Below are 21,839 nucleotides of genomic sequence, written 5' to 3'. Positions count from 1 at the left end.
AACTGCCCTAAAAGCGTGAAAGGTGAGGAGGTTAGCGGTGTTCTAAAGCCCTCTTTTCGGACGTATTGCAGCCGCTCGGGAAAAGCGAGGGCAAGCACCATTCTGCGCATCTCAAAACGGCCAGAAATCCATAATTTATAAGGACTTGAGAAGAACAGCATCGCCGTTCTAAATGCTTCGTCGAAGGTTCCGAGCGGGCGTTCAAGATTGGCCATCCGCTCAGTTATCTCGGCCTTTCGCGCTTCCGATTCCGTAATGCGCTGCTCATAGGCGGCGATCAGCGTCTCGCTGCTCGTTTCCACGACGCGATCAACGAGCTTCTTGATCTGTCCCTCGATCTCGCGACGTTCGAGGCCTAGAGACGTTCTCTGCTCGGCTGCAACTCCACCGCGCAAACTGCGCCCGAAAGTTGTTCGCGGATCATTCCCTGAGCCATGCTTGGATCATCGCCTCAGCGAGAGGATGCGTCAAGCGATCGAGATTGTGCTGGTAGCTGACTGGCAGTTCAGCGGCTGCGGCAACCACGACATGCGCTCCGCGTGGCAAGCTGGCCGCATTTCAAAAAGAGCATGGCGCAATGTCGGCCGCAAAACCGCGCAGGATCTAGCGCGATACATTCTGCGCGATGCCGCCGAGGTCAAACAGCAGAGCAAAGGTGTCGCAGCCACGTCACCACTGGAGAACTTAGAGTCCTCCTCAAACCGACCCGTGTTCCGCGTCGACAGTGAACTGGATCAGGCAGCCGAACGCGGATGAAGCCCCGCCGCGCCAGTCATGAGCCGAATACCAACGGAAGACCCAAAGTGCCGAACCTTGCACGACCGAACGCTCATCTTCCCGGAGTATGTGGATGTCAATCAGGTCGATCTCGGCGTGAAAGAGGCTATCGCCGTTGCTGAATTATGCTGACTTATGCTGATTTATGCGTATGTTTCGTGCGGGGTTGAGAAGCGCGTGTTCACGCCGTGGGTGCCGGGAAGCGGATCATAATGAGCAAAATCAAAAGCCTGCGCTTGGAGGCGAAGCTTTCGCAGAACCAGTTCGCGAGGCTCGCAGATCTGGATCGAGCGACCGTCGCTAAAGCTGAAAAGGGCGGCGCGGTGTCAGAGCTGACACTTCACAAGATCGCAGCAGCGCTTGGTCGACAATTGGATCGGAGCCTCGACGCAGACGAGTTGGTGTCTCAATGAGCGTCGAACCGACGGCCTCTGGTGCGCCATCGCCAAGCTCTAAGACGTTCATCGATTTGTTTTCGGGCTGCGGCGGCCTTTCGCTGGGGCTGCTCATGGCGGGCTGGAAAGGCCTGTTCTCGATCGAAAAGTCAGAGGACGCCTTCTCCACGTTCAGCGCAAATCTTTGTGAAACCGGGGGGCGCTACCAATTTTCGTGGCCAGAGTGGCTTCCATGCGAAGCCATGACGACATCGCACCTTCTCGAAAACTATCGGACACAGCTCAAGGCGCTCAAGGGGCAGGTCGATCTGATCGCGGGTGGCCCGCCTTGTCAGGGCTTCTCAATGGCAGGCCTGCGGAGCAATGACGATCCGCGCAACCGTCTCACCGAGGAATATATTGAGATCGTTCGGCTGATAGAGCCGAGGTATCTCCTGCTTGAGAATGTCCGCGGCTTCCAACACCCGTTTGCCGAGGACGAGATGCCCTATTCTCATCGGGTTGCCCTGCAATTGGCCTCGCTTGGGGAGTTCGGATACGAGGTTTATTCGGAGCTCATCGACACCTCCAAATTTGGCGTTCCGCAGATGCGGAAACGCTTTATCATGGTTTGCATCCGCAAGGATCAGGATGGTTGCGAAAGTGATCCGCTGAAGGTTCTGACGAGCAACATTCGCGCGTTTCGTGACCGTCGATCACTCAATGGCCATAAGGTTGGCGTGCGCGAGGCGATCGGCGACTTGGAAACTCTGCGTGGGGCGTTGATCGACTATCCGTATGATCAACGATTCAAGCAAGTTCGCTATGATGGCAGCGGCCCCCTGAGCACATTTCAGCAGCTCATGCGCACCGGTGTGCCTCCGAGCTTTGCGCCTGACAGCTTGCGGCTTCCCAACCACACGCCCGAGATCGTCGCGCGGTTCTCGCGAATTCTAGAGCAATGTCCGCGCGGTCGCTCGCTGTCCCCTGAAAACCGGGAAAAGTTCAGCACCAAGAAGCAGTGCTTGACCCCCTTGCATCCAGACATGCTCGCGCGGACTGTCACCACCCTTCCGGACGACATGATCCACTATGGCGAGCCCAGGATCTTGACGGTGCGGGAGAACGCCCGGCTTCAAACCTTCCCCGACTGGTTCAGCTTCAAAGGGAAATATACGACCGGCGGCCATCGTCGAAAGAAAGAGTGCCCGCGATATACGCAGGTTGGAAATGCTGTGCCGCCGCTTCTCGCCGAAGCAATTGGCGAAACACTACTTGAGATAGCATCCCATGAGTGAGCTCCTACCCCTGAAGTTCAGCGCGCATGCCAGACTCAAGGACATTGTCGGTCGCGGGCTTATCATCAGCGACGACATTGCGATTATCGAGCTTATTAAAAACTCGAAAGATGCGGGCGCCTTCGATGTCTGGATCGAGTTTCGACAGTTCGGATCCAGCGAAGCAAGCGAGCTGGTGATCTCCGATAACGGGCACGGCATGACGCTCGATGACATCGAGCATAAATGGCTCAACATCGCCTACTCAGAGAAGAAAAACTCCGCCCCATCAGTCGGCGCCTATGCGGGTAGCAAGGGGATTGGCCGTTTCTCCTGCGATCGTCTGGGCACAAATCTGCAGATCATGACGAGGAAGGACGGTCAGAAGCCCGTCAAACTCGACGTCGATTGGACGAAATTCGAAGTTGATGGGCGCGATCAAGAGATTGGCAGCATCGACCTATTTGCTAGCGAACCCACGCTGGAGGAATTTCGACAGGCGATGGGCCCTGAGCGGGCTGCCCATGGGACCGTCCTCACGATCCGAGGATTACGCAGCGAATGGGATGCCGATCGCCTGCGTTCGCTTCGCAAGGAACTTGAGCGCTTTATCATCGATCCGGATAACGAGTTTTCGGTCAACTTCTCCCATTGGAAATATGGCCCGAAGCATCCGCTGAACGGTCCGATTGAGAACAAGATTTTTGAGGAACTCGATTTTCGAGCGTCGTCGATTCAAGCCGACGTCGATACCGAGGGAAAGTTCATCACGTTTGAGTTGCGCCATGACGGCGATTTTCTCTTCAAAAGCACGGAGAAAAATCCTTACTCGGAATTGCGCAACATCAAGCTGACGCTATTTTACTTGAACCAGCCCGCCAAGGCCTTCTTCAAAAGGCGCACGGGGTATCGGTCCGTAGAATATGGCTCTGTCTTCCTGTTCCTGAACAGTTTCCGCGTGTTCCCTTACGGCTCCATCGGAGACGATTGGCTGGGCATCGATAAGCGTAAAGCCCAGGGTCAGCGTCGCTTTTTCGGTTTGCGCGAGCTAGTCGGTTTCATCCAAATTACCGACGCGGATGAGAAGTTCGAACCCGTGTCGAGCCGAGAAGGCCTGAAGCGCAATACAGCGTTCCGAGAGCTTGCCACGGACAGCCAGACCATCAGCAGTTCATTCGACGATGAACTCGTCTACGGCCTATTCCATAAGGCTATGAGGAAGCTCGAGAAATTCGTCGTTGACGGCCTGGACTGGGACAGGATCGACCGCACGATCGGCGAAGATAATGACGAGGAGCTACTCGCGGGCAACTATCAATATCTCCAGGGCGAGAAGCCAGTTCTGGAGACGATTGATTCCGTTGTAACGATCAGATCTCCGCAGAACCATATCATCGACATCGACATCAATCTGAAATATTTGTCGTCACTCGCCGATCAAGAATCTCAGGATTATGATGATCTGGTCGAGACGCTTGAAGAGCGGTTTGACGGCACGCCGATCGATAAGCTGCTACCGGCCGAAAAGCGGGATCTTTCGCGCTTCATTAGCCGTCAGGCAAAGGAACTGGCCCAAAAGAACCGCACCAACCGCGGGCTCGAATTGAAGGTCGGTCAGGTCGAAAAGCAGCTCGAATCCGAGCAGCGGAAAAGGATCTTTGCTCAGTTCGAAAGCACGGCCGACCAAACCCGAATTATCCAGCTGCATCACCAGATTGGGCTTGTCGCTGGGTCCCTCCTGAAGAGAATGGATCGCGTAGTCCGTCGCTACAGGGCGAATGAGGGGAATTATTCAAAAGCGGATCTCTTCGATGTCATCGAGGCGAGCCTGTTTGAGATCGAGAAAATCCAGAACGTTTCGAAATTGGCGTCGAAAGCCGATTTCGACATTTCAACGAACCGCGTGCGAAACGACATGCTGCAGTTCGTGGATGAGTATCTCGAGAATTTCAAAGATGTCGGTCTCGGTTGGAATCTGCGGACGACGTATGAAAATCCTGAGCACTGTCAGCTTGTCCGCTCCTTCCGGCCGATAGAATTGACCATGCTCGTAGACAATCTGGTCGACAATGCCGGCAAGGCGGGCGCCAAAAAGCTCGTTGTCAGGGCCTATAGCAGCGGCAAGAATGTTGTTCTGGAATTCACCGATAACGGTAGCGGCCTAACCGATCGCTTCTCACCCGATGAGCTCTTTGAAAAGGGAATAACCAACACCTCAGGCTCGGGCATCGGGTTGAGTCATGCCAAGCAAATTGTCGACGAACTGCAGGGCAAGATCTCCATCTCGAGCGGCGCCGACGGCGTTGGCGCTACAGTCCGAATGGAATTCAAAGCATGAAAACTGCTTACAACATCCTCTGGATCGATGATGAACCAAAGAGCACCGACACCGACCAGGCGGACGTGCGGGACTTCCTCGAAGAGTCTGGCATCCGGGCCGATATAACTTTCGTCGAGGCGACCGAGGATGGGTCGATCAAGGAGCGGCTAGAGCATCATCTAAAGGATCCGGACCTGGACCTGCTGATGGTGGACTATAATATGGTCGGCTTGCAGGGTGACCAGCTCGTTCGCCTCATCCGAGAGACCGACCACATCTATCTCCCGGTCATCTTCTATTCGTCGAGTAGTGTGAGCGATCTTCACGAGGCCGTGCGAGAGGCACAGCTGGACGGCGTGTATATAGCGAACAGGACCGCGCTCATTCAGAAGGTCAAGAGTGTCGTCGGCAGCCTTTTGAACCGCGAGCAAACGGTGAAACAGGTGCGCGGACTCTTGATGGAGGGCGTGTCCGAAATCGACACCCAATTCTACGAGATCTATCTGAAGGTATGGCCCAAGCTGACCGAAGGTCAGCAGGTTGATGTCGCAAAATACCTGAAAGAGATCGTGGATGAGAGGGCTAAGGCCGCAAAAAAGAAAGCCGATGCCTTTCCGTCGGACGCGGAAGCTTTAGGAACCCATTTGACGGAAAAATTTCTGACAGCGACGTATGACACCTACACCCGATGGCGACTCACCCGCAAAATCCTCGACGCCTCGGGACACGTCGAAGACCACCTCGCTGAGTTGAAAAAGTTTGCCGATATTGAAGGTGACGAGATCCCACTGAACAAGTTGCGCAACGACTATGCTCACAAGAGTCGGAAGACATTGTTGGAGAACCACAATACCGAACGCTGCATTGCGATTCGCAAATCTCTAAGAGCGCAGGCGGCAAATATCGATGCGATTCTAGGATCGGAATGACCGAGTGGACAGCCTCCGGATCAGCCGCACATGAGTTCCAAATTTTGGTCGCTGGCTGAAAGAACGGCCGCTTTCGGCGTTGGAATGAAGCCTCAATGGCGTAGATTGGGGCGAAAAGTGGATGTTATCCGCCCAGCTGCACAGATATTTCCCAATGATCGCGGTGCCCATCTTCGCTATGTCGGGTGCGTCAGGATCCTGATTCGACAGAGTGGGTTAGCGGGTCCGGCACGTGCTGCGGCGGGGCCGAGGGTGGCACGGGGTGACGCTGGGGTAATTCGCGGTGGTTTGCTGGGCTAGGGTGAGGATTGAATGCGGAAGTTAATCCCTCCAACTATTCGGCCGCCTCATCCGAACTAGGGTCGTTTGCCGCTGCCATCGCCCCGACCCCATCCTGGACGCCATCTTCACCAGCAATACCATTCTGTATGTACTTATCGAGCGCATCGATGAACGTTGGTGCGTGGCTTGAGCCCGCTCAAGAAGCGCACGTATTCCTATGACCATCCACGGCGTATCGGGTCCGGTCTTGGCAACCTTCGTCCGGAGCAATAGTTCTTTATCTACGGTCGTCTTTTCCTTCGGAATTGCTCCCATCAAATATCCGTGCACGGTCACGCTGCGCTGGAGTTGGTGGAGGCAATAATTTTCAATTTTTGCCCTGTATATTTCGAGCTGGGTCAAATGGTCGTTGTTGAGCGGCGGCGACGGACTCTTGAGTTCCACTACTGAAATCATGTGCGGCATGCTGGTGTCGCTTAGGACGAATACCAGATCTGGTCGTGTCGGATCGTTCATTTTCGATGGGTCGTCAATGCCCAAGTGCTTTGCGATGGCGACAGAAACACTGCCTAGTCGTTCGTCACTCGTGAGATAACGGGCATATTCCGGTTTGATTAGCCAAGGGTTCTCCTTCAAGAGCGTATGAAGTCACCCCTCAATTCCCTTTACCTTCCAAAGCTCCTCTTCACCTTCCTCAACTAGCTTGAGCAGTGCTATAATGCCGTTTCGGTGACCACGATAGATTTTCAAAGCGTCGCTTTTTTTCAATCTCGGCCAACTCAGCAAGGTTTAGCGCAACAACCTGGAGCGACTTTGGGTCGTGTCCCAATTCACTCAGCCGGATCAGCACCTCGCCCGCATTAACGGACTCAACAACGAGCGGTGCAAGCTAGTTGAACTCGGTCGAGTCGGCACCATGCTTGACAGCTAACGCGCGCAACAGCTGCTTAGTGGAGGTACGTACTTCCCCTGCAAGAGTGTTCGTCAGCCGCATCATTCTCTTCGCAGCCTTAGACTTCTCGATCTGCTGATCGACGTCGCTCTCCCGCCTTTTTGCATGAGCCGCGAGTGACTTTCGTATCGCCTCTTCGATGAACTTAACAAGACTTCCGACGATCTCGTTATCCTCGCGCAACTGCGACCGATTGGTGTTGACGAGGTCAACACCGTGCTGATCCAGCGCGTCGGCGCGGATGATCGCCGGCATATAACTCTAACTGTGGATGTGGTAACTCTAACTGTGGAAATTATGCACGCCAGTGGGTAGCCCGAACATCGGTCGAACGCCTTTCGGTCCATGGTAGTATGGCGGCATGGGCCAAGGGATCGCAATCGGTTTTTAGTAAACTGTCACCGCAATTCGAAATACATGCTTGGCCAGATCGACGCTGACCATCGTGACAGCCGAAAGATCGGCGTTTACCCTTCTCATGTGGATGGTGCTCCTCTGGTGGACTTCGACATCGCACCGTGGATGCCGGGCAACCCCGAATCAAACCCTCAACAGATCGCCGTCCACACCATCACCTTAATTCCCGTAATTCTGTTGCACGTGTCACCGCAATTTGTAATTCGCAAACCGCAACTCACGGTAATATATTACTAAACTACACTTCCCCTCTACCTTCTATCAATATTTTTACACGAATCATATCGATTTTAACATCTTCCAAAATATTGTTAGATATAGGTAATCCTATATCTCCAAGTGACGCACCCTCCCAAGTAATATTTCCGTTTTTATAATCATCCGAAGAATATATTTCCGTTGAAATATAAATAAGAGAAAGATAAAATGCCTGTATTGCATCGATTCCATATGATATTTTTTCTTTAAATTTTCCAATTCCATCTATTCTATAGTGACATTTCCATTCCATATATGAAATTTCTTCGGGAGGAAGAACAGTTATTTTAACATTTTTACCGTCGCGATGTGACAAATATCGCGTAAATTCAACCTCCATAGATAACTCCACATATATATAATAATTATATCATACGCATTAGACTAGTGAATATTTTAGCTAAATTGTAGTGAACAAGGTATAAATTATAGCCCCTCCCACCACAACAATCGTCCCGACTATTGCGGCAGGCCACCAAGATGTTGGCTTTGGTTTATTTTCTTGTTTTGTGGGTGGCGGTACCGGGTTTTGTGATCTTCTGGTAATTAACGGAGGAATGGGCTTTCCTCTACTACGCGCTGCATCCCGATCTGCAGCACTTGCCCAGGACCTACCCCTTGCAGCAGGCGAAGCTAGGCCGCGACATATATTGTAATCATCTTCTGCGGCCCGATCTCGTTCATCATCGTCAGGATCCTGAGTACCCCCTGCTGTATCTTCGCCCGAACCATGGGGACGGAATGACCTCAACAGAGCGGCGTGTCCCGTTGCGCGACTCTTGGGTGGCTGTCCCGTGACAATAATATCATCATTATGGCCAGTTGAATCAATCAAATTAACCGGATCGTTCACCACGTAAGCGTACTGATTCATTCCATCGCCATATCCGATCGGATCAGTCTGTATGAATCGCCCCAACGTCGGCGAATAAACCCGGGCCTTATAGTAATACATCCCAAGCTCCGGCAGCCACGCCTGCCCGGTATATTGGAACCGCCCGGCATTTCCGCTCGCCGGAATCCCATATTCGTCATAGCTGTTGATCACGATCTTCGCGCCCGTTCCGTCACTCCGCACCACAACCGAACCGCGTTCGTCGGTCTGGAGGAAGGTGCGCGTCGTTGTTGTAGGGCCTGTATATTCTACCAGAACCTCGTCTGCACCGGGTCCGCGAACATAGCGCCGTTGCATGATGCCGGAGTCATTCATCTGCGCGATTTGCTCGACGCCGTCATACAGGAAGCGCTGGCCCACTGAGCTGACATCAATCTTGTACAAGCGGCCCAGCGGATCATATTGCAGCGTCGAACTGGTGCTGCCTACCGTCGCGCTGGTAAGCAGGTTTTCCGAACTATAGCCGAAGCTGTCGCTGCCCGAAGAGGTCAGGTTGCCGCGAGCGTCATAGCCCAGGCTTGTTCCGCCGGCAGCGGTCAACTGGTTAAGGTCGTTCGACGTATAGTTGCGACCGACATTATAGTGGCTACCCCAGGCATAACTGTCATTGGTGCGGGTCTGCCCGGCGATCTGGCTGGCGGGACTGTAGGTGAAGCTGGTCGTAACGTCGTAGCCCGAACCCGAAAGATTGTGCGACAGCGACGACAGGCGCGACACATTGTCCACCGTGTAGGTCGTGATCACCCCGTTGCCATAGGTCAGGCTCGTGCGGCGACCCAGATCGTCATAGGCAAAGGTGGCGAGCACGCCCACGCCGGAGGTCGCGCCATTCTCGCGGATCACCGTATTCTCGCCAGTGACGAGATAGTCGTAGGTGACATACTGGCCGTTCGGCCAAGTCATCCGTGTGCGGCGACCTGCAACGTCGTATTCATAGGATACGGTCCCATTATAGCTTGATGTATCGAGTGCCGTGCTGCGCACGCTCAGGTTCCGGCCGAGCGCGTCATAGGTGAAGGTCAGGTCGTTGCCGCTATGGCTGGCGCCCGCCAAGCGACCGAGCAGGTCATAGCTATAGGCGGCGTCCGGCTCACTGCCCGGAAGATTCTTCGCGGTCGGGCGGTTCAGGGCATCATAGGTAAAGCCGATCGACGTGCCGTCGCGCAGCCGGATGCTGGTGACGTTGCTGGCCGCATCATAGGCCGGCTGGGTATAGTCGGTGGTCGAGCTGGTGCCGGCGCCCTTGGTCGTATCCGGGTAGCGCGTCTTGGCGACGCGATCGTGGCCGTCATATTCGTACGTCGTCTTGTTGCCTTCGGCATCGGTGAGAGTCGCAAGCTGGCCGTTGCTGCTATAGGTGGACGTCACTTCGTCGGCCTGGGCGCCGCTGACGCCATAGCCGGTCTGGACCTTCGTCACCTGTCCGGCCGTGTCGTAACTGGTTTTGGTGATCCGGTCCTCGCCGAAGCTGCCCGCGGTGCCAGCGGTACAGGCCGATGACGGCAGCGATCCCCAAGTGGCGCTGTTCATCCGCAGCGCAACGCATTCGGGGCGGCCGACCGCGTCATAGCTATATTGGGTGACCTGGTAGGTGGTCGACGAAGCCGTCACCACATCCTTCGTCTTGAAGCCATTGGCGTCATAGCTGGCGGTAGATTGCTGCTGCGATGCGAATGCCGCCCAGTCGGGATCGCTGGTGCCGTTCACGGTGCCGAACTCGGTCGCAGTCGGCTGACCATCGGCATTGTAGGTCTGCCTGACAGCGCGCCGCTTGAGCGAACCGCTGCCATCCGGATCGGCCGACACCATGCCCACGCGGCGGCGGTCCGCGTCGTAGCGGAAAGTGGTGATGTCGTCGCCGCCGGACTGTGGGCCATCGACGGTTACCAGATTGCCTGACAGGTCATAGGTCGCGCTGGTGGTTGCGGTCAGGCTTCCATCGCCGGCAGCGCGGGTCACGCTGGTCACGTTGAGATTGTCGTCATAGACGACAGTCGTCTTCACTTCGTCCGCGGTGCCGACGCAGCTCGGCGTGTCGCTGGCCTCGCCGACCTCGCATTGCGAGGTGCTGGTCACCTGTGAGATGCCCGCGCTGTTGGCCGAATAGCTGTAGCGCGTCTGCGGGCGCTTGGCGCCATAGGTTGGCGGCGGCGCGGTCACGCTGGTCAGCAATCCGGTCGTGCTGTCATAGGTATAATCGGTGACATTGCCGCGCGCATCGACGGTCGAGTTCGGGCTGTTGCACGATGGCGTGGTGCAACTCGACGGATAGCTGGCGGTCGTGACGATATCGGACAGGCCGGACCCCGATTTCGCCTTGATCCGGGTTTCGGTGACGTTGCCGCGGCCATCATAGGTGTAGGCGATCTTGTTCCCCTCCGGGAACGTGATCTCGGTGACCCGGCCGACGCTGTCATAGGCATAGCTGGTCGTGCGCGAGAGGCTGTCGGTAATCGATGTCGGCCGGTATTTCGTGATGTCCGATACCACGGTCGTGGTATTCGACTGGGCGTCGGTCACCACCATCGTCGCGGTCGATCCCGATAGCGACCGGTTGTAGCCGGTGGTGATGCCATCGCGCGTCAGCGAGGTTACGATGGAGCCCGAATAGCTGACCGACGTGGAGTCGGTGCTGGCGCCGGGGCGGCGAATGCCGGTGATGACATAGCCCGCGCCGGTAAAGCGCCAGACGCCGCCGCCCGGCGCGGTGATCGTGTCTACGCCGCTCGAGGGATTGGCATAGGTGACGGTGTTTACCGTCGTGCTGCCATTCTTCATCGCGACGCTGGTCGGGCGATGCCAGACCGGGCCGGTGCTCGGATTGTTGCTCGCATAGGTCCAGGCGAGCGAATAGCCCCCTCCATTGGCGACGCTGGCAAGCCGCCAGTTGTACAGGCAATTCTGCGGACCTTCCGGGCTGGGTAGCCCCTCGCAGACCGTATCGATCTCCCATTCGAATAGCGCAGACATGCCGCTCTTGCCGGAAATGGATTGCGGCAGAAGGAAGCAATTGTTGTTGTTGACCGCGTCGCACAGATTGGACGTGCCGCCAGGACCGACGGGGATCGGGAAGCTGATCTCGACGCCGTCCAGCGTGCGATAGATCATCTCGCCGCCGGTACCGGACAGCGTCAGCGTCGCACCGCTGCCGCGCGTGGATGCCGGGCCGGCGCTGGTGAACCGGTCGGTGGCGCGTCCGGTCGTGATCAGATAGGTGATCGTGCCGCCGGTGGAGGTCTGCATGAGCGAGATGCTCGACCAATTGTCCGTCTGCCCGTCATAGGCGACCAGTGCCAGCTCGGCTTGCCCGGAGCCGATCGAGGCGATCGGCAGCGTGGGCGTGAACTGGCCCGTCGTCAGGTCGACGCCGTTTCCGTCCGGGTTTGGGTGCGGCGTCTGTGCCAGCGCCGGCATCGCGAGACCGCTTGCCAGGATGGTGCTGAGCGAGAGCGCAACGCGGCCCGCCCAACGGCCGCGCGCGCGGCCGGAGTTGTGGATTCCCATTAGTGATCCCCCGGTAAAAGGTTCGAACTAAGCTATCGGCTTACGGAATTGGCGGCTCAAGGAACTGGCGGCCTGATCAATTGGGCGAGCCGGTGACGTTCACCAGCACGCGGTTCTCGGCCTTGTCATAGGTGTAGTTGGCTTGGAGATTGTTGTTCACGCTGCCCGAATGCTCGACCCGGACAAGCCGTCCGCGCGCATCATAGGTGTAGTTGATCGTCTCGTTGCCGCCAGACCCAGACGCCGCGGTCATCGAGAGACCGGCGAGGCCAGCGCAAACGAATACCGCCGGGAAAAGCCATCGAGCAAAACGCTGCATGCTTCGTTGTCCCCCATGAACGGCGAATCGAAGCGACGCCATTGCCTACGTAGTATCCCTCAGGGAGGGGTCTGCTCCAATATGGATGAAGCTGAAATTTAGTCCGAAATGGCCTGATCCAGAATTCCAGTCACGGACGACGCAGCGAGGCGCCGGCATAGGGATCCGGCTTGGCGTGCCGGATCGACTGGCGGAATGACAATGGCCGGCGAGGGATCGGCCGCCGCTACGGCTGGCGTATCGCCCGAAGCGAAAACGCGGAGGCCGGCAACAATGCTGGTCGCCCCGAACAGAATGAAGCATCCCATAATCGTGGTGGCGCCCTGTCACAGATCGATCCACCCTGTGAGCATCATCACCCCGATCCAGGCAATCGTCGCGGTGGCAATCTTGATGGCGACGGTACCCAGAAGCGTGCCTTCAAGCCATCGAACCGCAGCCAGAATGGCGCCAGACCCGTTTGGGTCAGAGAGGAGAGGCACGTAGTTCGACACGGATGCTAAACAAAAAATTAGACGTATCACATTGATTCATAATGGTTTAATTTCACGCCTTCTAAGCCTGTGGTCGTTGGTTCGAATCCAACCGGGCGCGCCAATTTTGTGAAAAGAGCCTCGCATAAGCTCGGGCGCGCGTTCGCGCTTGCGAACCCTGGCGGGGTCGAAGTCGCTACCTTCAGGCGCGCCAGACCGGTTCCAGGTCCATCGGCACCGAAATCCGCGGCTCGGCGGTCAGCGGCGGGATCACATCGTGGAAGAAGTGCGAGGGGAACAGCGCCAGCCAGCCTTCGACCGGCTTGATCAGCCGTTCGCCCCAGCAGGCACGGTGTCCGCCGGTGCGCTGGTCGCACGGGCCGATCTGGAGGCTCCCGCGCGGATCGTTGGCGGCGCGCACGCTCTGCGGCACCTGCACATAATAGACCGAGGAGAGATAGCCGGTCGGGTGGATATGCTGGCGGTTGCTGCCCTCGTCGCGAATGATCGTGGTGCCCACCCGCATCCGCGCGGCGGGCGGCGGCGGCGGCAGGGCGTGGTGCAGCGCGAGTTCGTCGTAGCGCGCCAGAAACGCTTCCATCCGGCTCCGTACGACATCCTGCAGCACCGCGAGCGCCGGGCCGATATCGGCGGCATAGTTGATCTCCACCCCGGGATCGGCGGTCGTCGCGGGCGGCTGCGCGAGGATCTCGGCGGCAAGCGCGCGATTGAACGCAGCGATATCGGCATATCCGGGCGGCGGCGCGATCGGCTCCCACACGACGTGACGATCGAGATCGACCAGCGCGCGGGCCTCCGCGTCCCTGCCGAGCCGGCTGAGCGCGGCGGCGCGATAGCCGCGGACCAGCGCGCTGCGGCCATGCAGCGGTTCCAGCCGGTCGCACAGCGCAAGCAGCTCCGCCGGGTCGCCGCGTTCGGCAAGCGGCCGCAGCACTGCCTTCAGCGCGAGATGCGGCCGGTCGAGATCGCCGCAGCCCAGCGCCCGGAGGAAGGCCGCATTTGCCTGAGGCGCGAGGCCCAGCTGGCGAAAGGCGAAGCCCCGCCACATGTGCAGATCGTCGGGGCCGCCGGCGCGCAATCCGCGCTCGGCGGCGATCAGCGCCTCCTTCGGCGCGTTCGCCCACATGCTCGTCTCGGCCAGTTCCAGCCAACGATCGAACCCGGCGGGATCCGCGTCGAGCAGCGCGGCATAGGCTTCGCGGGCTCGGGCGAAGCGATCCGCGCGCAGGCAAGCATCGCCAAGCGCTCTCAGCGCGGCCGGATCGTCCGGGCTTCGCACGACGCGGTCTTCGGCCTGCGCGATGCGTTCGCCGTGATTGACGGATTCCGACGCCTGATCGAGCCAGCGCATCGGCGGCCCCTCGCTCAGGCCGCCTGCAGCGCGGCGCGGATGCTGTCCGACGCGGCGCCGAAACTGGCGTAGGACGCCGGATAGGTCAGCGTCCAGGCCGGCACCTCGCCGAGCAGGGCATTGAGGCGCATGACCGATTCGAGGCGCTCGCCCCCCTTCCCGCCGCTCGGATTGAAATAGATGAGCTGGCTCAGCGCGCGGGTGAAGGCTTCGGCGCGGGTGTGGCGCGTCAGTTGCGCGCGGTCGCAATCGCCGCGATTGAGGAAGAAGATGCCGCCGAGCGGCACCGGATCGAGGCTGTCCATGCGCCGCGGGTGGAAGGCGTGCTTGCCGTCATAGCCCTCAAGCGGCGTACAGGCTTCGGGCGGCAGGTTCAGCCCGGCGCAGGATTGGGGCCAGATCGTCACATCGGCGGCGGCAGGCGCGACCATTCCGGCGCCGTCGCCCCAGATGAGCGCCATATCGTCACCCAATATGTCCCATCCCTCGGTCGCGGCGAGGCCGACCGACATGGTCGATTTCCCCGCGCCCGAGGGTCCCATCACCAGAATCGCCTTTCCGTCCCGCGCCAGCGACGCGGCATGATAGGTCGCCCCGCCCTTCAGCTTGACGAGACGCGGCAGCAGCCGCCGCGCGAACAGATCCTTGATGACCGTGGCATCGGGGCCATCCGCGCCGAAGATGCGGACCCGCGACGCCGCGCGATCGAACAGATAGGTGCCCCAGGGCGATCCCATGCGCCACTCGCCGCCCGCCTCGCCCAGCCGCATCTGGAACCGGCCGTGCCAGTCGAAATGCAGCTTGTCCTCGGGCGGAGCCTCGCCGACGCCCGCGACGACTTCGATCCGCGGAAGATCCGGCCGGTCGCCGGTCAGGGACCGCAATCCCGTCAGAGGGATATCGGAAACCAGCTGAACACCGCCGAAAAAATAACCGAAACTCAAGCCAGGCCCCTGGATCACCAATTTCGCCCCAATCGCAAACCCATACCGCAGACGCAACCGATTGATCGCGGGGCACGGCGAGTGCTACGGCGGCGCCAGGCCGATCCGGCCGGGGAAAACATCATGATCCGTTGCGCTTCCTGGGTTTCCTGGGTTCCAAGCTCAGGCCCGCTTACGCTGTTCGACGCGCGGGACGGCAGCTATCACACGCTCAATCGCACCGGCTCGGCGATCTGGAGCGCGCTGGCGACCGGCCAGCAGCCCGACGAGATCGGCGCGATGCTGGCCGCCTCGCACGACGCGCCGCTGGCGCTGGTACAGGGCGATGTCGACGCCTTTGTCGCGACATCGCTCGAGAAGGGGCTTTTGGCGGCCGAATGACCCGTCTCGGCCAAATTCCGTCATGAGCGCGATCGCTGGCATACTCCACACCGGCGGGCGTGACGTAACGGCGGACATGCTCGACGGCATGATCGCCGCGGCCCCGCCGCGCGGCATGGACGGCGTCTCGACCTGGCGCGAAGGCGCGTTCGGCACGGCGCGGTTCGCCCACGCCACCACGCCGGAAGCGGTGGGCGAGATCCAGCCCTTCATCGGCGCCTCCGGGGCGGCGCTGCTGCTGGACGGGCGGCTGGACAATCGCGCGGCGCTGATCGCCCTGCTCGGCCCCGCCGGCGATGCGCTGCGCAACGCGCCCGACGGACGGATCGCGCTGGCGCTGTACGAGCGTTTCGGGCGCGATTTCGTGCAACCGCTGGCGGGCGATTTCGCGATCGCGATCCATGAGGCCTCCGCTCGGAGGCTGTCGCTGTTCCGTTCGGCGCTGGGATGGCGGCCGCTCCACTGGACCTTTGACGGCACGCGCTTCGCCTTCGCGACCGACGCCCGCACGCTGGTCGTCGGGCTGAAGCTCGAGCGGCGGCTGAACGAAGGTGCGCTGGCCGAATTCCTCGCCGGGCGCTTCATCACCGAAACCGACACCTTCTGGGATAATGTCCAGCGCGTCGCGCAGGGCGGCGCGGTGTTCCTCGACAATGGCCAGCTGAGCGTGAAGGCCTGGCATGGTGGTCCGTTCGAAGACTGGCACGGCCGCTCGATGGACGATCATGTCGAGAAGTTCCGCGAACTGTTCGACCTCGCGCTGATCGCGGCGGGGCGCAGCACCGGGCCGGTGACGTCGCAACTCTCCGGCGGGCTGGATTCGTCGGCGATCGTATGCCGCGCGGCCGAGCTCCACCGTGCGGGCAGGCTCGACAAGCCGTTCGGCGCGATCTCGGCGCGTTTCCCCGGCGAACCGCACGACGAAACCGAATATAGCAGCGCTGTCGAGGCGCATACCGGCATCACCGCCGAAGTCGTCGGCGCAACGCCCTTCTCGATCGAAGCGGCGCAGCAATGGTGCGAGCAGACCTATCAGCTGCCGGTCCGCCCCAACGCGCTCGACACGATGGCCGGCGCCATCGCCGCGCTGAAGGCAAACGGGCGGCGAGTGCTGCTGACTGGCGAAGGCGGCGACGACTGGATGAATGGATCGCTGGCGCACTGGCCCGATCTGCTGGCGCGCGGGCGCTGGATTTCATTGCTGGCTCACGGCCGCAAGCACTGGCCCGACGCGCCCTGGATCATCAGCGCACTCAAGACCGTCTATATCGCGGGCCGTCCGATCGTCAGCCCGCGCTACCGGCAGGCGCTGCGGCATCCGCATCTCGACTGGCGCAATCCGGAAGTGCGCTGGCTGCGTCCCGAATGGATGCGCAAGGTGGACCTGCAGGACCGCTGGCACGATTTGCTGCCGCGCGACGGCATTCGCGGTTTCGCCCAGCACTCACGCTACGCCGTATTCACCTTCGGCAACCGCCAGCTGATCGCCCAATCCGCGCTTGCCTATGCCGAGAGCCAGGGCGTGGAGGTCCGCCACCCCTTCCACGACGCGCGGCTGACCCGGTTCATGATCGGCGCGTCGGGAAACCACATGCTGGTGAAGAACTACCGCAAGCTGATCCTGCGCGAAGCGATGCGCGGAACGCTGCCCGAAATGGTGCGGACGCGCACGTCCAAGGCAGCCTTCACCAATCATTCGGTCGACGCGCATCAGGCGATGTTCACCGCGCGGCCGGCCAGCGAGTTGCTGCCGGTGAAGCTCGGCTGGATGGACGGCAAGGAGATCGCCGCACTCCACGAACCCTATCTCAAATGGCGCCGCGAAGGATCGCAGGGCGAATTTCCCCATGCACCGATGGGGCCGGTCTGGTTTGCACTTGCCACCGATATGTGGCTGCACCATGCGTTCGGCCTGAGCTGATCCGGCCAGACCACGGAGTTTAATTTCGATGCCGCAAGCGCTTCACAGCGACGACCTTATCGCACGCCGGCCTGACGTCGTCGGCGCGGATACTGCCGACGAAGCGCTGCTGATGGATATCGAGAGCAGCTATTTCTACCAGCTCAACGGCCCGGCCTCGCGCATCTGGACCCTTGTCGAGCAGCCGATCACCTTCGAAGCGTTGTGCGACGCGATCCGGAAGCAGTTTGCCGTGTCGCCCGACCAGTGCCGCGCGGACGTGGCCGAATTCGTCACCGACATGCAGGGCCGCGGGCTGATCAACGTCACCCGCGCCTGAGCGCGCGGCTTCAGCCCGCCGAAGGCGCGCAGCGTTCGCGCAGATAGCGCATCACAAAGGCTTCCGACACACCGTCCGCCTGCCGCCGCATGCGGACCGGCGGCGGCGCGGCGTCGCTGCCGAGGCTGGCGAACAGCGCGGAAACGCTTCCCTGAAAGTCGTTCGCCAGATCCTCATAGGCGATCGACAGCGCGGGCGCGCCCGATGCCGCGATCAGATTGCGCCAATGGCCGTGGCAGAAGTCGGAATAGCCGACCAGCCGGGTGATCGTGTCCGCATCATATTCGGGCTCGGCGAGGCGCTCCATCTCGGCGCCGGGAATCGAGCGCCACTGCCCGGTCTGGGTGGCGACCATGCCCGAAACGGCCTGACGCAGCCGGTCCCGGCGGTAGAGATGGACATAAAGCGGCGAGGGGAGGATCTCGTCGATGATCTGCGCGACGCGGCGATAGGTCTCCGGCGAGGCGGTCTCCGGCGGTGACTCCAGATCGTCGAACGCGCCGGGCTCGCGTTCTTCCGCGAGTTCCTGAATGTCGCGCCACATCAGCTTGCTCGACAGCACGCCATTCGGGCCGGTGCGATGCCGCCAGACGGCACGCGCGAAACCATCCAGGTCATCGACGCCCCATCGCGCCTCGAACCGGGGCCGGAAACCCGCGTGGAAATATTCGAGAGGGCATCCCAGATCGCGCGCGAAATACAGTGCTTCGCCCAGCAGGGTGCTCCCCGAGCGCGGGTGCGTGCAGATCAGGATGCTGCGAGACGGCGGCTCCGACCGTTCCGGATAGTCATGTTCCGCGGTCGATAGATCATAGGGCCGGCCAGCGATCGTCACAAAACCCCAATCCGTCGAATTCAGATAGCAAGAAGCACCCCGTCCCTGTCAGAACGGGGTGCCCGTAACGCAATAATGTCCCGCGGGGGACGACCCTTTCAGGGGGTCATGTTGGTCAGGCCGTCGCCACGGTTGTAGGAAATGCCTTCCGCCGCCTTGACCGGCGCATAGGATTCCACCTGCGGCTTCACCCAGGTCTCGAGAGCCTCGTCCTGAGCCACGATCGTCTGTTCTACGGGCTTTTCCATCGAATCCATCCTGTACATTTGGCGATATCACTTCGCCTCACCCCACCGACACGCAACCGCGCGCAGCAGATCAAGAAAACCTATTTAGCAACAAGCCGTTGCCTCGCGACACTCGCAAATGCAACCGTTCTCAGAACACGACCCTTTAGGGGGTCATGTTGGTCAGGCCGTCGCCACGGTTATAGAAAATGCCCTCTGCCGCCTTGACCGGCGCATAGGATTCCACCTGCGGCTTCACCCAGCTCTCAAGAGCCTCGTCCTGGGCCGCGATCTTCTGTTCTTGGGGCTTTTCCATCGAATCCATCCTACACTCTAGGCCAGAACATATCGGATGCCCCCCAACATGCCGACCATACTGCGCGCTGCGGGATACTCCCAAAACCCCCTCAATAACAAGGTGGTTCCCGCCACAATCGCAGGCGATCGACGAGATGCGAGGCACCGGCAGTGATGATGTCGCCCGCCACCGTCTCCACCGGCGCCGCGAAGGGCCAGAAAAGCAGGGCCCAGGAGGATTGCGACCCCGCCAGCGGCGGATTTTCGTAGGTGCCCTGATCATCGAAATCGAGCGCGATCCACTGCACGATACCATTCACCGGCCCGCCGGTGGCGCGGAGATCGCGGTGCGTGCTCGCATCGGCAGGGGCTGGACTGGCGGCGAAATCGAAATCGAAAATGTCGGCGGGCTCGCTCCGCAGCGTCAGCCGGGGGCTACCAACCGCGATCTGACGCGACGGATGCCCAATTCGGTTGAACGGCGACAGATCGAAGCCGCTGACGGTCCCTGCCCGCGCCTGTTCCCACAGACGATCCTCGGCCAGCGCCACGCGAATGCGTCCGCGCGCGGGAATGACCGGCGCGCCGGGCTTGAGCAGCCGGGCGACCGCATCGGCATGCGCGGGCAAGACGTATTCGCTGAGCAGGTCGTTGCTGACGATCTCGGAGACCAGAATATCCGCCAGCTCCGGCAGGTCGGCGGCCGGATCGACCGCGGTCGAGTGCTTGTTGATCACCGTCACGCGATCCGCATAGCCATTGGCGGCGATGACCGCGCGCGCCGCGGCGGCGACCGACGGGTCCGCTTCGCACGTGACGACGCGCGCACCGGCCCGCGCCGCCATCATCGCGAGGATGCCCGATCCGGTGCCGATCTCGAGGACGAGGCATCCCGGCGTCACCGCGCGGCGGATGGCGTCTTCATAGGCCTGGTTCCGCGCCGTATCGCGCAGCAGGTTGAAGTGCCAGCGCGGCACGCTGTCGCTCAGTAACTGCCCTGCAAGCGTGCCGGCATTGCCGTCGCCGGCGAGCTGTTCGGATGCCGCGAACGCGAGCTCCACCGCCCTTGCCTGTTCGCCACAGGCGGCGAACTGGCGCGCCAGGGCGACCATCGCGTCCGGCCTTCCCGCGACAGCAGGCTCCATCAGCCGGAGCCGTTCCGCCCGTTCCCGGTCCGTCAGCACAATCGTCCCTTTCCCATAGTGCGCGCCTCTCACCAGATTTCGCCCGGCCCCGCAATCGCAGTCCCGGTTCAGCGCTTCAGCCTGCGGATCAGCCAGCCGAACGGCCGCAGCGCCATGTAGCCCCAGCGCAGGCCCCGCGGCAGCGTGACGAGCATGCGATCGGCAGGCGAGACCAGTTCGAGCGACATCTGCTGCCGCCAGTATCCCAGCCCCGGCTTCATCGCATAGCCGGTGATCCGGCCCAGCACCGAGTTCAGATAGAAGCGCCGCCACGAACGCCGCGGCGCCTGTTCGAACCAGCGCGGATCGGAATGGAAGCGCAGCGTCATGCGGTTCAGCAGGCGGACGGTGCGGTCATTCCCTGCCCGCACCAGAATCGCCGCCGGGACCTCGTGCCCGAACCAGTGGTGCAGCAGCCACAGCGTGTGCAGCAGCACCGGTGCGAGATGGAAGCGCCGGGCATGGGCCAGCGCGGCGTCGATTGCCTCCGGCGAAGCGGTCAGCGGCGCGATGTCGAGCAGCCACATCAGCCGCGCCCAGTTATGCTTCGCGCCGTGGACCGACAAATAGGTCGCCAGATGCTCGCGACCGAGCGTGGGCAGCTGGCGTCCGCCCATCGCCACCGTGTCGCGGGTTTCCCACAATGTCTCGAAATCGGGCGCGAACAGCCCTTCATTCTCGGTCAGCCGGGTATGGACCTCGATCATCATGCCGATTTCGTGATTGAGGTAGCCGATCTCCTTGGGGACGTGACCGGCCAGTTCGTCCTTCGCCAGGTCCATCTCCGGCCGCTCATAGCCCAACGGGCGAAGGATCGCGTCCACTCGTGCCGCGGCGCGGGGTTCGACCAGCAGATCGATATCCTTGCTGCTGCGTACGCCGGGGCTGCCGAACAGCTGGATCGACAGGGCCACGCCCTTGACGAGAAGATACCGGATTTCGGCACTGTCCAGCAGCGCGCAGATACGCAGCGTCTCGCGAAGCTGCAGCAATGCAGTGGCGGCGCCGGCCTGCCGGAGCGCGCGGAGCGTGGCGACTTGAGCGGCCGGAACCGCATCGCGGGCAAGCATCTTCTCCCCGGCCAGATGGGCGAGGCCATGCCGCTCGATGCCCCGCGCGACGACCTGCCAGTCGATGCCCTCCGCATCCGGCACCGGAAGCGACGGATTGCTTGCCTGAAGCACGTATCGAAGCTCGGCCGGGAGCGCGCGCGGGATGGTCATGTCTGCGAATACTCCCGGCACCGTTTCCGGCCCCGCATTTTCAGCCCGGCGAGGTGATCGAACTCAGGCAGCCGAAAGCACCACCAGCCCGTCGCTGGCCAGATCGTCGAGCAGCACGCGCACATCGGCCTCGCATTCGTCCGCTTCGATCTCGAAATCGTCGCTCAGCACCGCGCAGATCTCGGCGAGCGTCTTTTCGTCCTCGACCAGCTTCCAGATCGCCGCAGCCGTCGAATTGAAGCTGTAGCAGGTGCCGTTCTGGATATGCAGGCCGACCATCTCGCCATCGACCTCGGCTTCGATCAGCCCGGCGCCCCGGCGCACCATCAGCTTGCTTGCTTCGACGTGTTCCATCGCGG

General features: G+C 60.6%; 20 protein-coding genes. 8 read left to right on the top strand and 12 right to left on the bottom strand.

The window, feature by feature from the left end; genetic code table 11:
- Positions 1-462 precede the first annotated feature (462 nt).
- The 5 genes from HHL13_RS03900 (at position 463) to HHL13_RS03880 (ending at position 5,677) form a co-directional block, all read left to right on the top strand.
- A complete protein-coding gene (locus HHL13_RS03900; protein ID WP_169554440.1) occupies positions 463-756 on the top strand; it encodes a hypothetical protein in 294 nt (97 codons plus the stop codon).
- 233 nt (positions 757-989) lie between these two features.
- Positions 990-1,190, top strand: a complete 201-nt coding sequence (locus HHL13_RS03895) for a helix-turn-helix transcriptional regulator (RefSeq protein WP_169554439.1) — start codon at positions 990-992, stop codon at positions 1,188-1,190.
- Positions 1,187-2,449, top strand: coding sequence for a DNA cytosine methyltransferase (locus HHL13_RS03890; RefSeq protein WP_169554438.1), 1,263 nt, complete (start codon positions 1,187-1,189; stop codon positions 2,447-2,449). The genes HHL13_RS03895 and HHL13_RS03890 overlap by 4 nt, the downstream gene beginning before the upstream one ends.
- A complete protein-coding gene (locus HHL13_RS03885) occupies positions 2,442-4,766 on the top strand; it encodes an ATP-binding protein (protein WP_169554437.1) in 2,325 nt (774 codons plus the stop codon). Before HHL13_RS03890 ends, HHL13_RS03885 begins: the two co-directional genes overlap by 8 nt.
- Positions 4,763-5,677, top strand: a complete 915-nt coding sequence (locus tag HHL13_RS03880; RefSeq protein WP_169554436.1) for a response regulator — start codon at positions 4,763-4,765, stop codon at positions 5,675-5,677. The genes HHL13_RS03885 and HHL13_RS03880 overlap by 4 nt, the downstream gene beginning before the upstream one ends.
- A gap of 1,171 nt (positions 5,678-6,848) precedes the next feature.
- On the opposite strand, the gene HHL13_RS03875 is transcribed toward HHL13_RS03880, so the two are convergent.
- The 6 genes from HHL13_RS03875 to HHL13_RS03850 all read right to left on the bottom strand — a co-directional run bounded on the left by HHL13_RS03875 (position 6,849) and on the right by HHL13_RS03850 (position 15,033).
- On the bottom strand, positions 6,849-7,166 hold the full coding sequence (locus tag HHL13_RS03875) for a hypothetical protein (RefSeq protein WP_169554435.1): 318 nt from the start codon (positions 7,164-7,166) through the stop codon (positions 6,849-6,851).
- Between the two features lie 400 nt (positions 7,167-7,566).
- Entirely contained in the window at positions 7,567-7,926 is a 360-nt protein-coding gene (locus tag HHL13_RS03870) for a hypothetical protein (RefSeq protein ID WP_169554434.1), read from the bottom strand.
- Between the two features lie 60 nt (positions 7,927-7,986).
- Entirely contained in the window at positions 7,987-11,985 is a 3,999-nt protein-coding gene (locus HHL13_RS03865; protein WP_169554433.1) for an RHS repeat-associated core domain-containing protein, read from the bottom strand.
- A 76-nt stretch (positions 11,986-12,061) separates the two neighbouring features.
- The gene (locus tag HHL13_RS03860; RefSeq protein WP_169554432.1) at positions 12,062-12,238 is read right to left on the bottom strand and encodes a hypothetical protein; all 177 of its coding nucleotides are present in this window, start codon (positions 12,236-12,238) and stop codon (positions 12,062-12,064) included.
- 741 nt (positions 12,239-12,979) lie between these two features.
- Positions 12,980-14,149 carry a putative 2OG-Fe(II) oxygenase gene (locus HHL13_RS03855; protein ID WP_169554431.1) on the bottom strand — a complete coding sequence of 390 codons (1,170 nt, stop codon included), beginning with the start codon at positions 14,147-14,149 and terminating at the stop codon, positions 12,980-12,982.
- Between the two features lie 14 nt (positions 14,150-14,163).
- Positions 14,164-15,033 carry a hypothetical protein gene (locus HHL13_RS03850; RefSeq protein WP_169554430.1) on the bottom strand — a complete coding sequence of 290 codons (870 nt, stop codon included), beginning with the start codon at positions 15,031-15,033 and terminating at the stop codon, positions 14,164-14,166.
- 183 nt (positions 15,034-15,216) lie between these two features.
- Between HHL13_RS03850 and HHL13_RS03845 the strand changes: the two genes are divergently transcribed.
- Genes HHL13_RS03845 through HHL13_RS03835 form a run of 3 tightly spaced genes read left to right on the top strand, consistent with a single transcriptional unit; the run spans position 15,217 to position 17,714 of the window.
- A complete protein-coding gene (locus tag HHL13_RS03845) occupies positions 15,217-15,474 on the top strand; it encodes a PqqD family protein (protein ID WP_169554429.1) in 258 nt (85 codons plus the stop codon).
- Between the two features lie 22 nt (positions 15,475-15,496).
- The gene (locus HHL13_RS03840) at positions 15,497-17,395 is read left to right on the top strand and encodes an asparagine synthase-related protein (RefSeq protein WP_169554428.1); all 1,899 of its coding nucleotides are present in this window, start codon (positions 15,497-15,499) and stop codon (positions 17,393-17,395) included.
- Positions 17,396-17,423: 28 nt separating this feature from the next.
- Complete coding sequence (locus HHL13_RS03835) at positions 17,424-17,714, top strand: PqqD family protein (RefSeq protein ID WP_169554427.1); 291 nt, start codon at positions 17,424-17,426, stop codon at positions 17,712-17,714.
- A gap of 10 nt (positions 17,715-17,724) precedes the next feature.
- Here HHL13_RS03835 and HHL13_RS03830 read toward each other — a convergent pair whose 3' ends face one another.
- The 6 genes from HHL13_RS03830 to HHL13_RS03805 form a co-directional block, all read right to left on the bottom strand.
- Entirely contained in the window at positions 17,725-18,549 is an 825-nt protein-coding gene (locus tag HHL13_RS03830; RefSeq protein ID WP_169554426.1) for a Stf0 family sulfotransferase, read from the bottom strand.
- Positions 18,550-18,647: 98 nt separating this feature from the next.
- Positions 18,648-18,797, bottom strand: coding sequence for a hypothetical protein (locus HHL13_RS03825; protein WP_169554425.1), 150 nt, complete (start codon positions 18,795-18,797; stop codon positions 18,648-18,650).
- 145 nt (positions 18,798-18,942) lie between these two features.
- Positions 18,943-19,092 carry a hypothetical protein gene (locus tag HHL13_RS03820; RefSeq protein WP_169554424.1) on the bottom strand — a complete coding sequence of 50 codons (150 nt, stop codon included), beginning with the start codon at positions 19,090-19,092 and terminating at the stop codon, positions 18,943-18,945.
- Between the two features lie 91 nt (positions 19,093-19,183).
- Entirely contained in the window at positions 19,184-20,218 is a 1,035-nt protein-coding gene (locus HHL13_RS03815) for a 50S ribosomal protein L11 methyltransferase (RefSeq protein WP_169554423.1), read from the bottom strand.
- A 107-nt stretch (positions 20,219-20,325) separates the two neighbouring features.
- Positions 20,326-21,480, bottom strand: a complete 1,155-nt coding sequence (locus HHL13_RS03810; RefSeq protein WP_169554422.1) for a nucleotidyltransferase family protein — start codon at positions 21,478-21,480, stop codon at positions 20,326-20,328.
- A 63-nt stretch (positions 21,481-21,543) separates the two neighbouring features.
- The gene (locus tag HHL13_RS03805; RefSeq protein ID WP_169554421.1) at positions 21,544-21,834 is read right to left on the bottom strand and encodes a PqqD family protein; all 291 of its coding nucleotides are present in this window, start codon (positions 21,832-21,834) and stop codon (positions 21,544-21,546) included.
- Positions 21,835-21,839: the final 5 nt, after the last annotated feature.

The sequence above is a fragment of the Sphingomonas sp. G-3-2-10 genome, from assembly GCF_012927115.1.
Lineage (GTDB): Bacteria > Pseudomonadota > Alphaproteobacteria > Sphingomonadales > Sphingomonadaceae > Sphingomonas.
The sequence above is the reverse complement of the archived record's forward strand: the minus strand, read 5'-3'. Positions and strand labels throughout refer to the sequence as shown.

Excerpts from the sequence above, each read along its gene's own strand:
- HHL13_RS03900 (WP_169554440.1), top strand. The coding sequence starts at position 463 with ATGCGTCAAGCGATCGAGATTGTGCTGGTAGCTGACTGGCAGTTCAGC.
- HHL13_RS03895 (WP_169554439.1), top strand. The coding sequence starts at position 990 with ATGAGCAAAATCAAAAGCCTGCGCTTGGAGGCGAAGCTTTCGCAGAAC.
- HHL13_RS03890 (WP_169554438.1), top strand. The coding sequence starts at position 1,187 with ATGAGCGTCGAACCGACGGCCTCTGGTGCGCCATCGCCAAGCTCTAAG.
- HHL13_RS03885 (WP_169554437.1), top strand. The coding sequence starts at position 2,442 with ATGAGTGAGCTCCTACCCCTGAAGTTCAGCGCGCATGCCAGACTCAAG.
- HHL13_RS03880 (WP_169554436.1), top strand. The coding sequence starts at position 4,763 with ATGAAAACTGCTTACAACATCCTCTGGATCGATGATGAACCAAAGAGC.
- HHL13_RS03875 (WP_169554435.1), bottom strand. The coding sequence starts at position 7,166 with ATGCCGGCGATCATCCGCGCCGACGCGCTGGATCAGCACGGTGTTGAC.
- HHL13_RS03870 (WP_169554434.1), bottom strand. The coding sequence starts at position 7,926 with ATGGAGGTTGAATTTACGCGATATTTGTCACATCGCGACGGTAAAAAT.
- HHL13_RS03865 (WP_169554433.1), bottom strand. The coding sequence starts at position 11,985 with ATGGGAATCCACAACTCCGGCCGCGCGCGCGGCCGTTGGGCGGGCCGC.
- HHL13_RS03860 (WP_169554432.1), bottom strand. The coding sequence starts at position 12,238 with ATGACCGCGGCGTCTGGGTCTGGCGGCAACGAGACGATCAACTACACC.
- HHL13_RS03855 (WP_169554431.1), bottom strand. The coding sequence starts at position 14,149 with ATGCGCTGGCTCGATCAGGCGTCGGAATCCGTCAATCACGGCGAACGC.
- HHL13_RS03845 (WP_169554429.1), top strand. The coding sequence starts at position 15,217 with ATGATCCGTTGCGCTTCCTGGGTTTCCTGGGTTCCAAGCTCAGGCCCG.
- HHL13_RS03840 (WP_169554428.1), top strand. The coding sequence starts at position 15,497 with ATGAGCGCGATCGCTGGCATACTCCACACCGGCGGGCGTGACGTAACG.
- HHL13_RS03835 (WP_169554427.1), top strand. The coding sequence starts at position 17,424 with ATGCCGCAAGCGCTTCACAGCGACGACCTTATCGCACGCCGGCCTGAC.
- HHL13_RS03825 (WP_169554425.1), bottom strand. The coding sequence starts at position 18,797 with ATGGAAAAGCCCGTAGAACAGACGATCGTGGCTCAGGACGAGGCTCTC.
- HHL13_RS03820 (WP_169554424.1), bottom strand. The coding sequence starts at position 19,092 with ATGGAAAAGCCCCAAGAACAGAAGATCGCGGCCCAGGACGAGGCTCTT.
- HHL13_RS03815 (WP_169554423.1), bottom strand. The coding sequence starts at position 20,218 with ATGGAGCCTGCTGTCGCGGGAAGGCCGGACGCGATGGTCGCCCTGGCG.
- HHL13_RS03810 (WP_169554422.1), bottom strand. The coding sequence starts at position 21,480 with ATGACCATCCCGCGCGCGCTCCCGGCCGAGCTTCGATACGTGCTTCAG.
- HHL13_RS03805 (WP_169554421.1), bottom strand. The coding sequence starts at position 21,834 with ATGGAACACGTCGAAGCAAGCAAGCTGATGGTGCGCCGGGGCGCCGGG.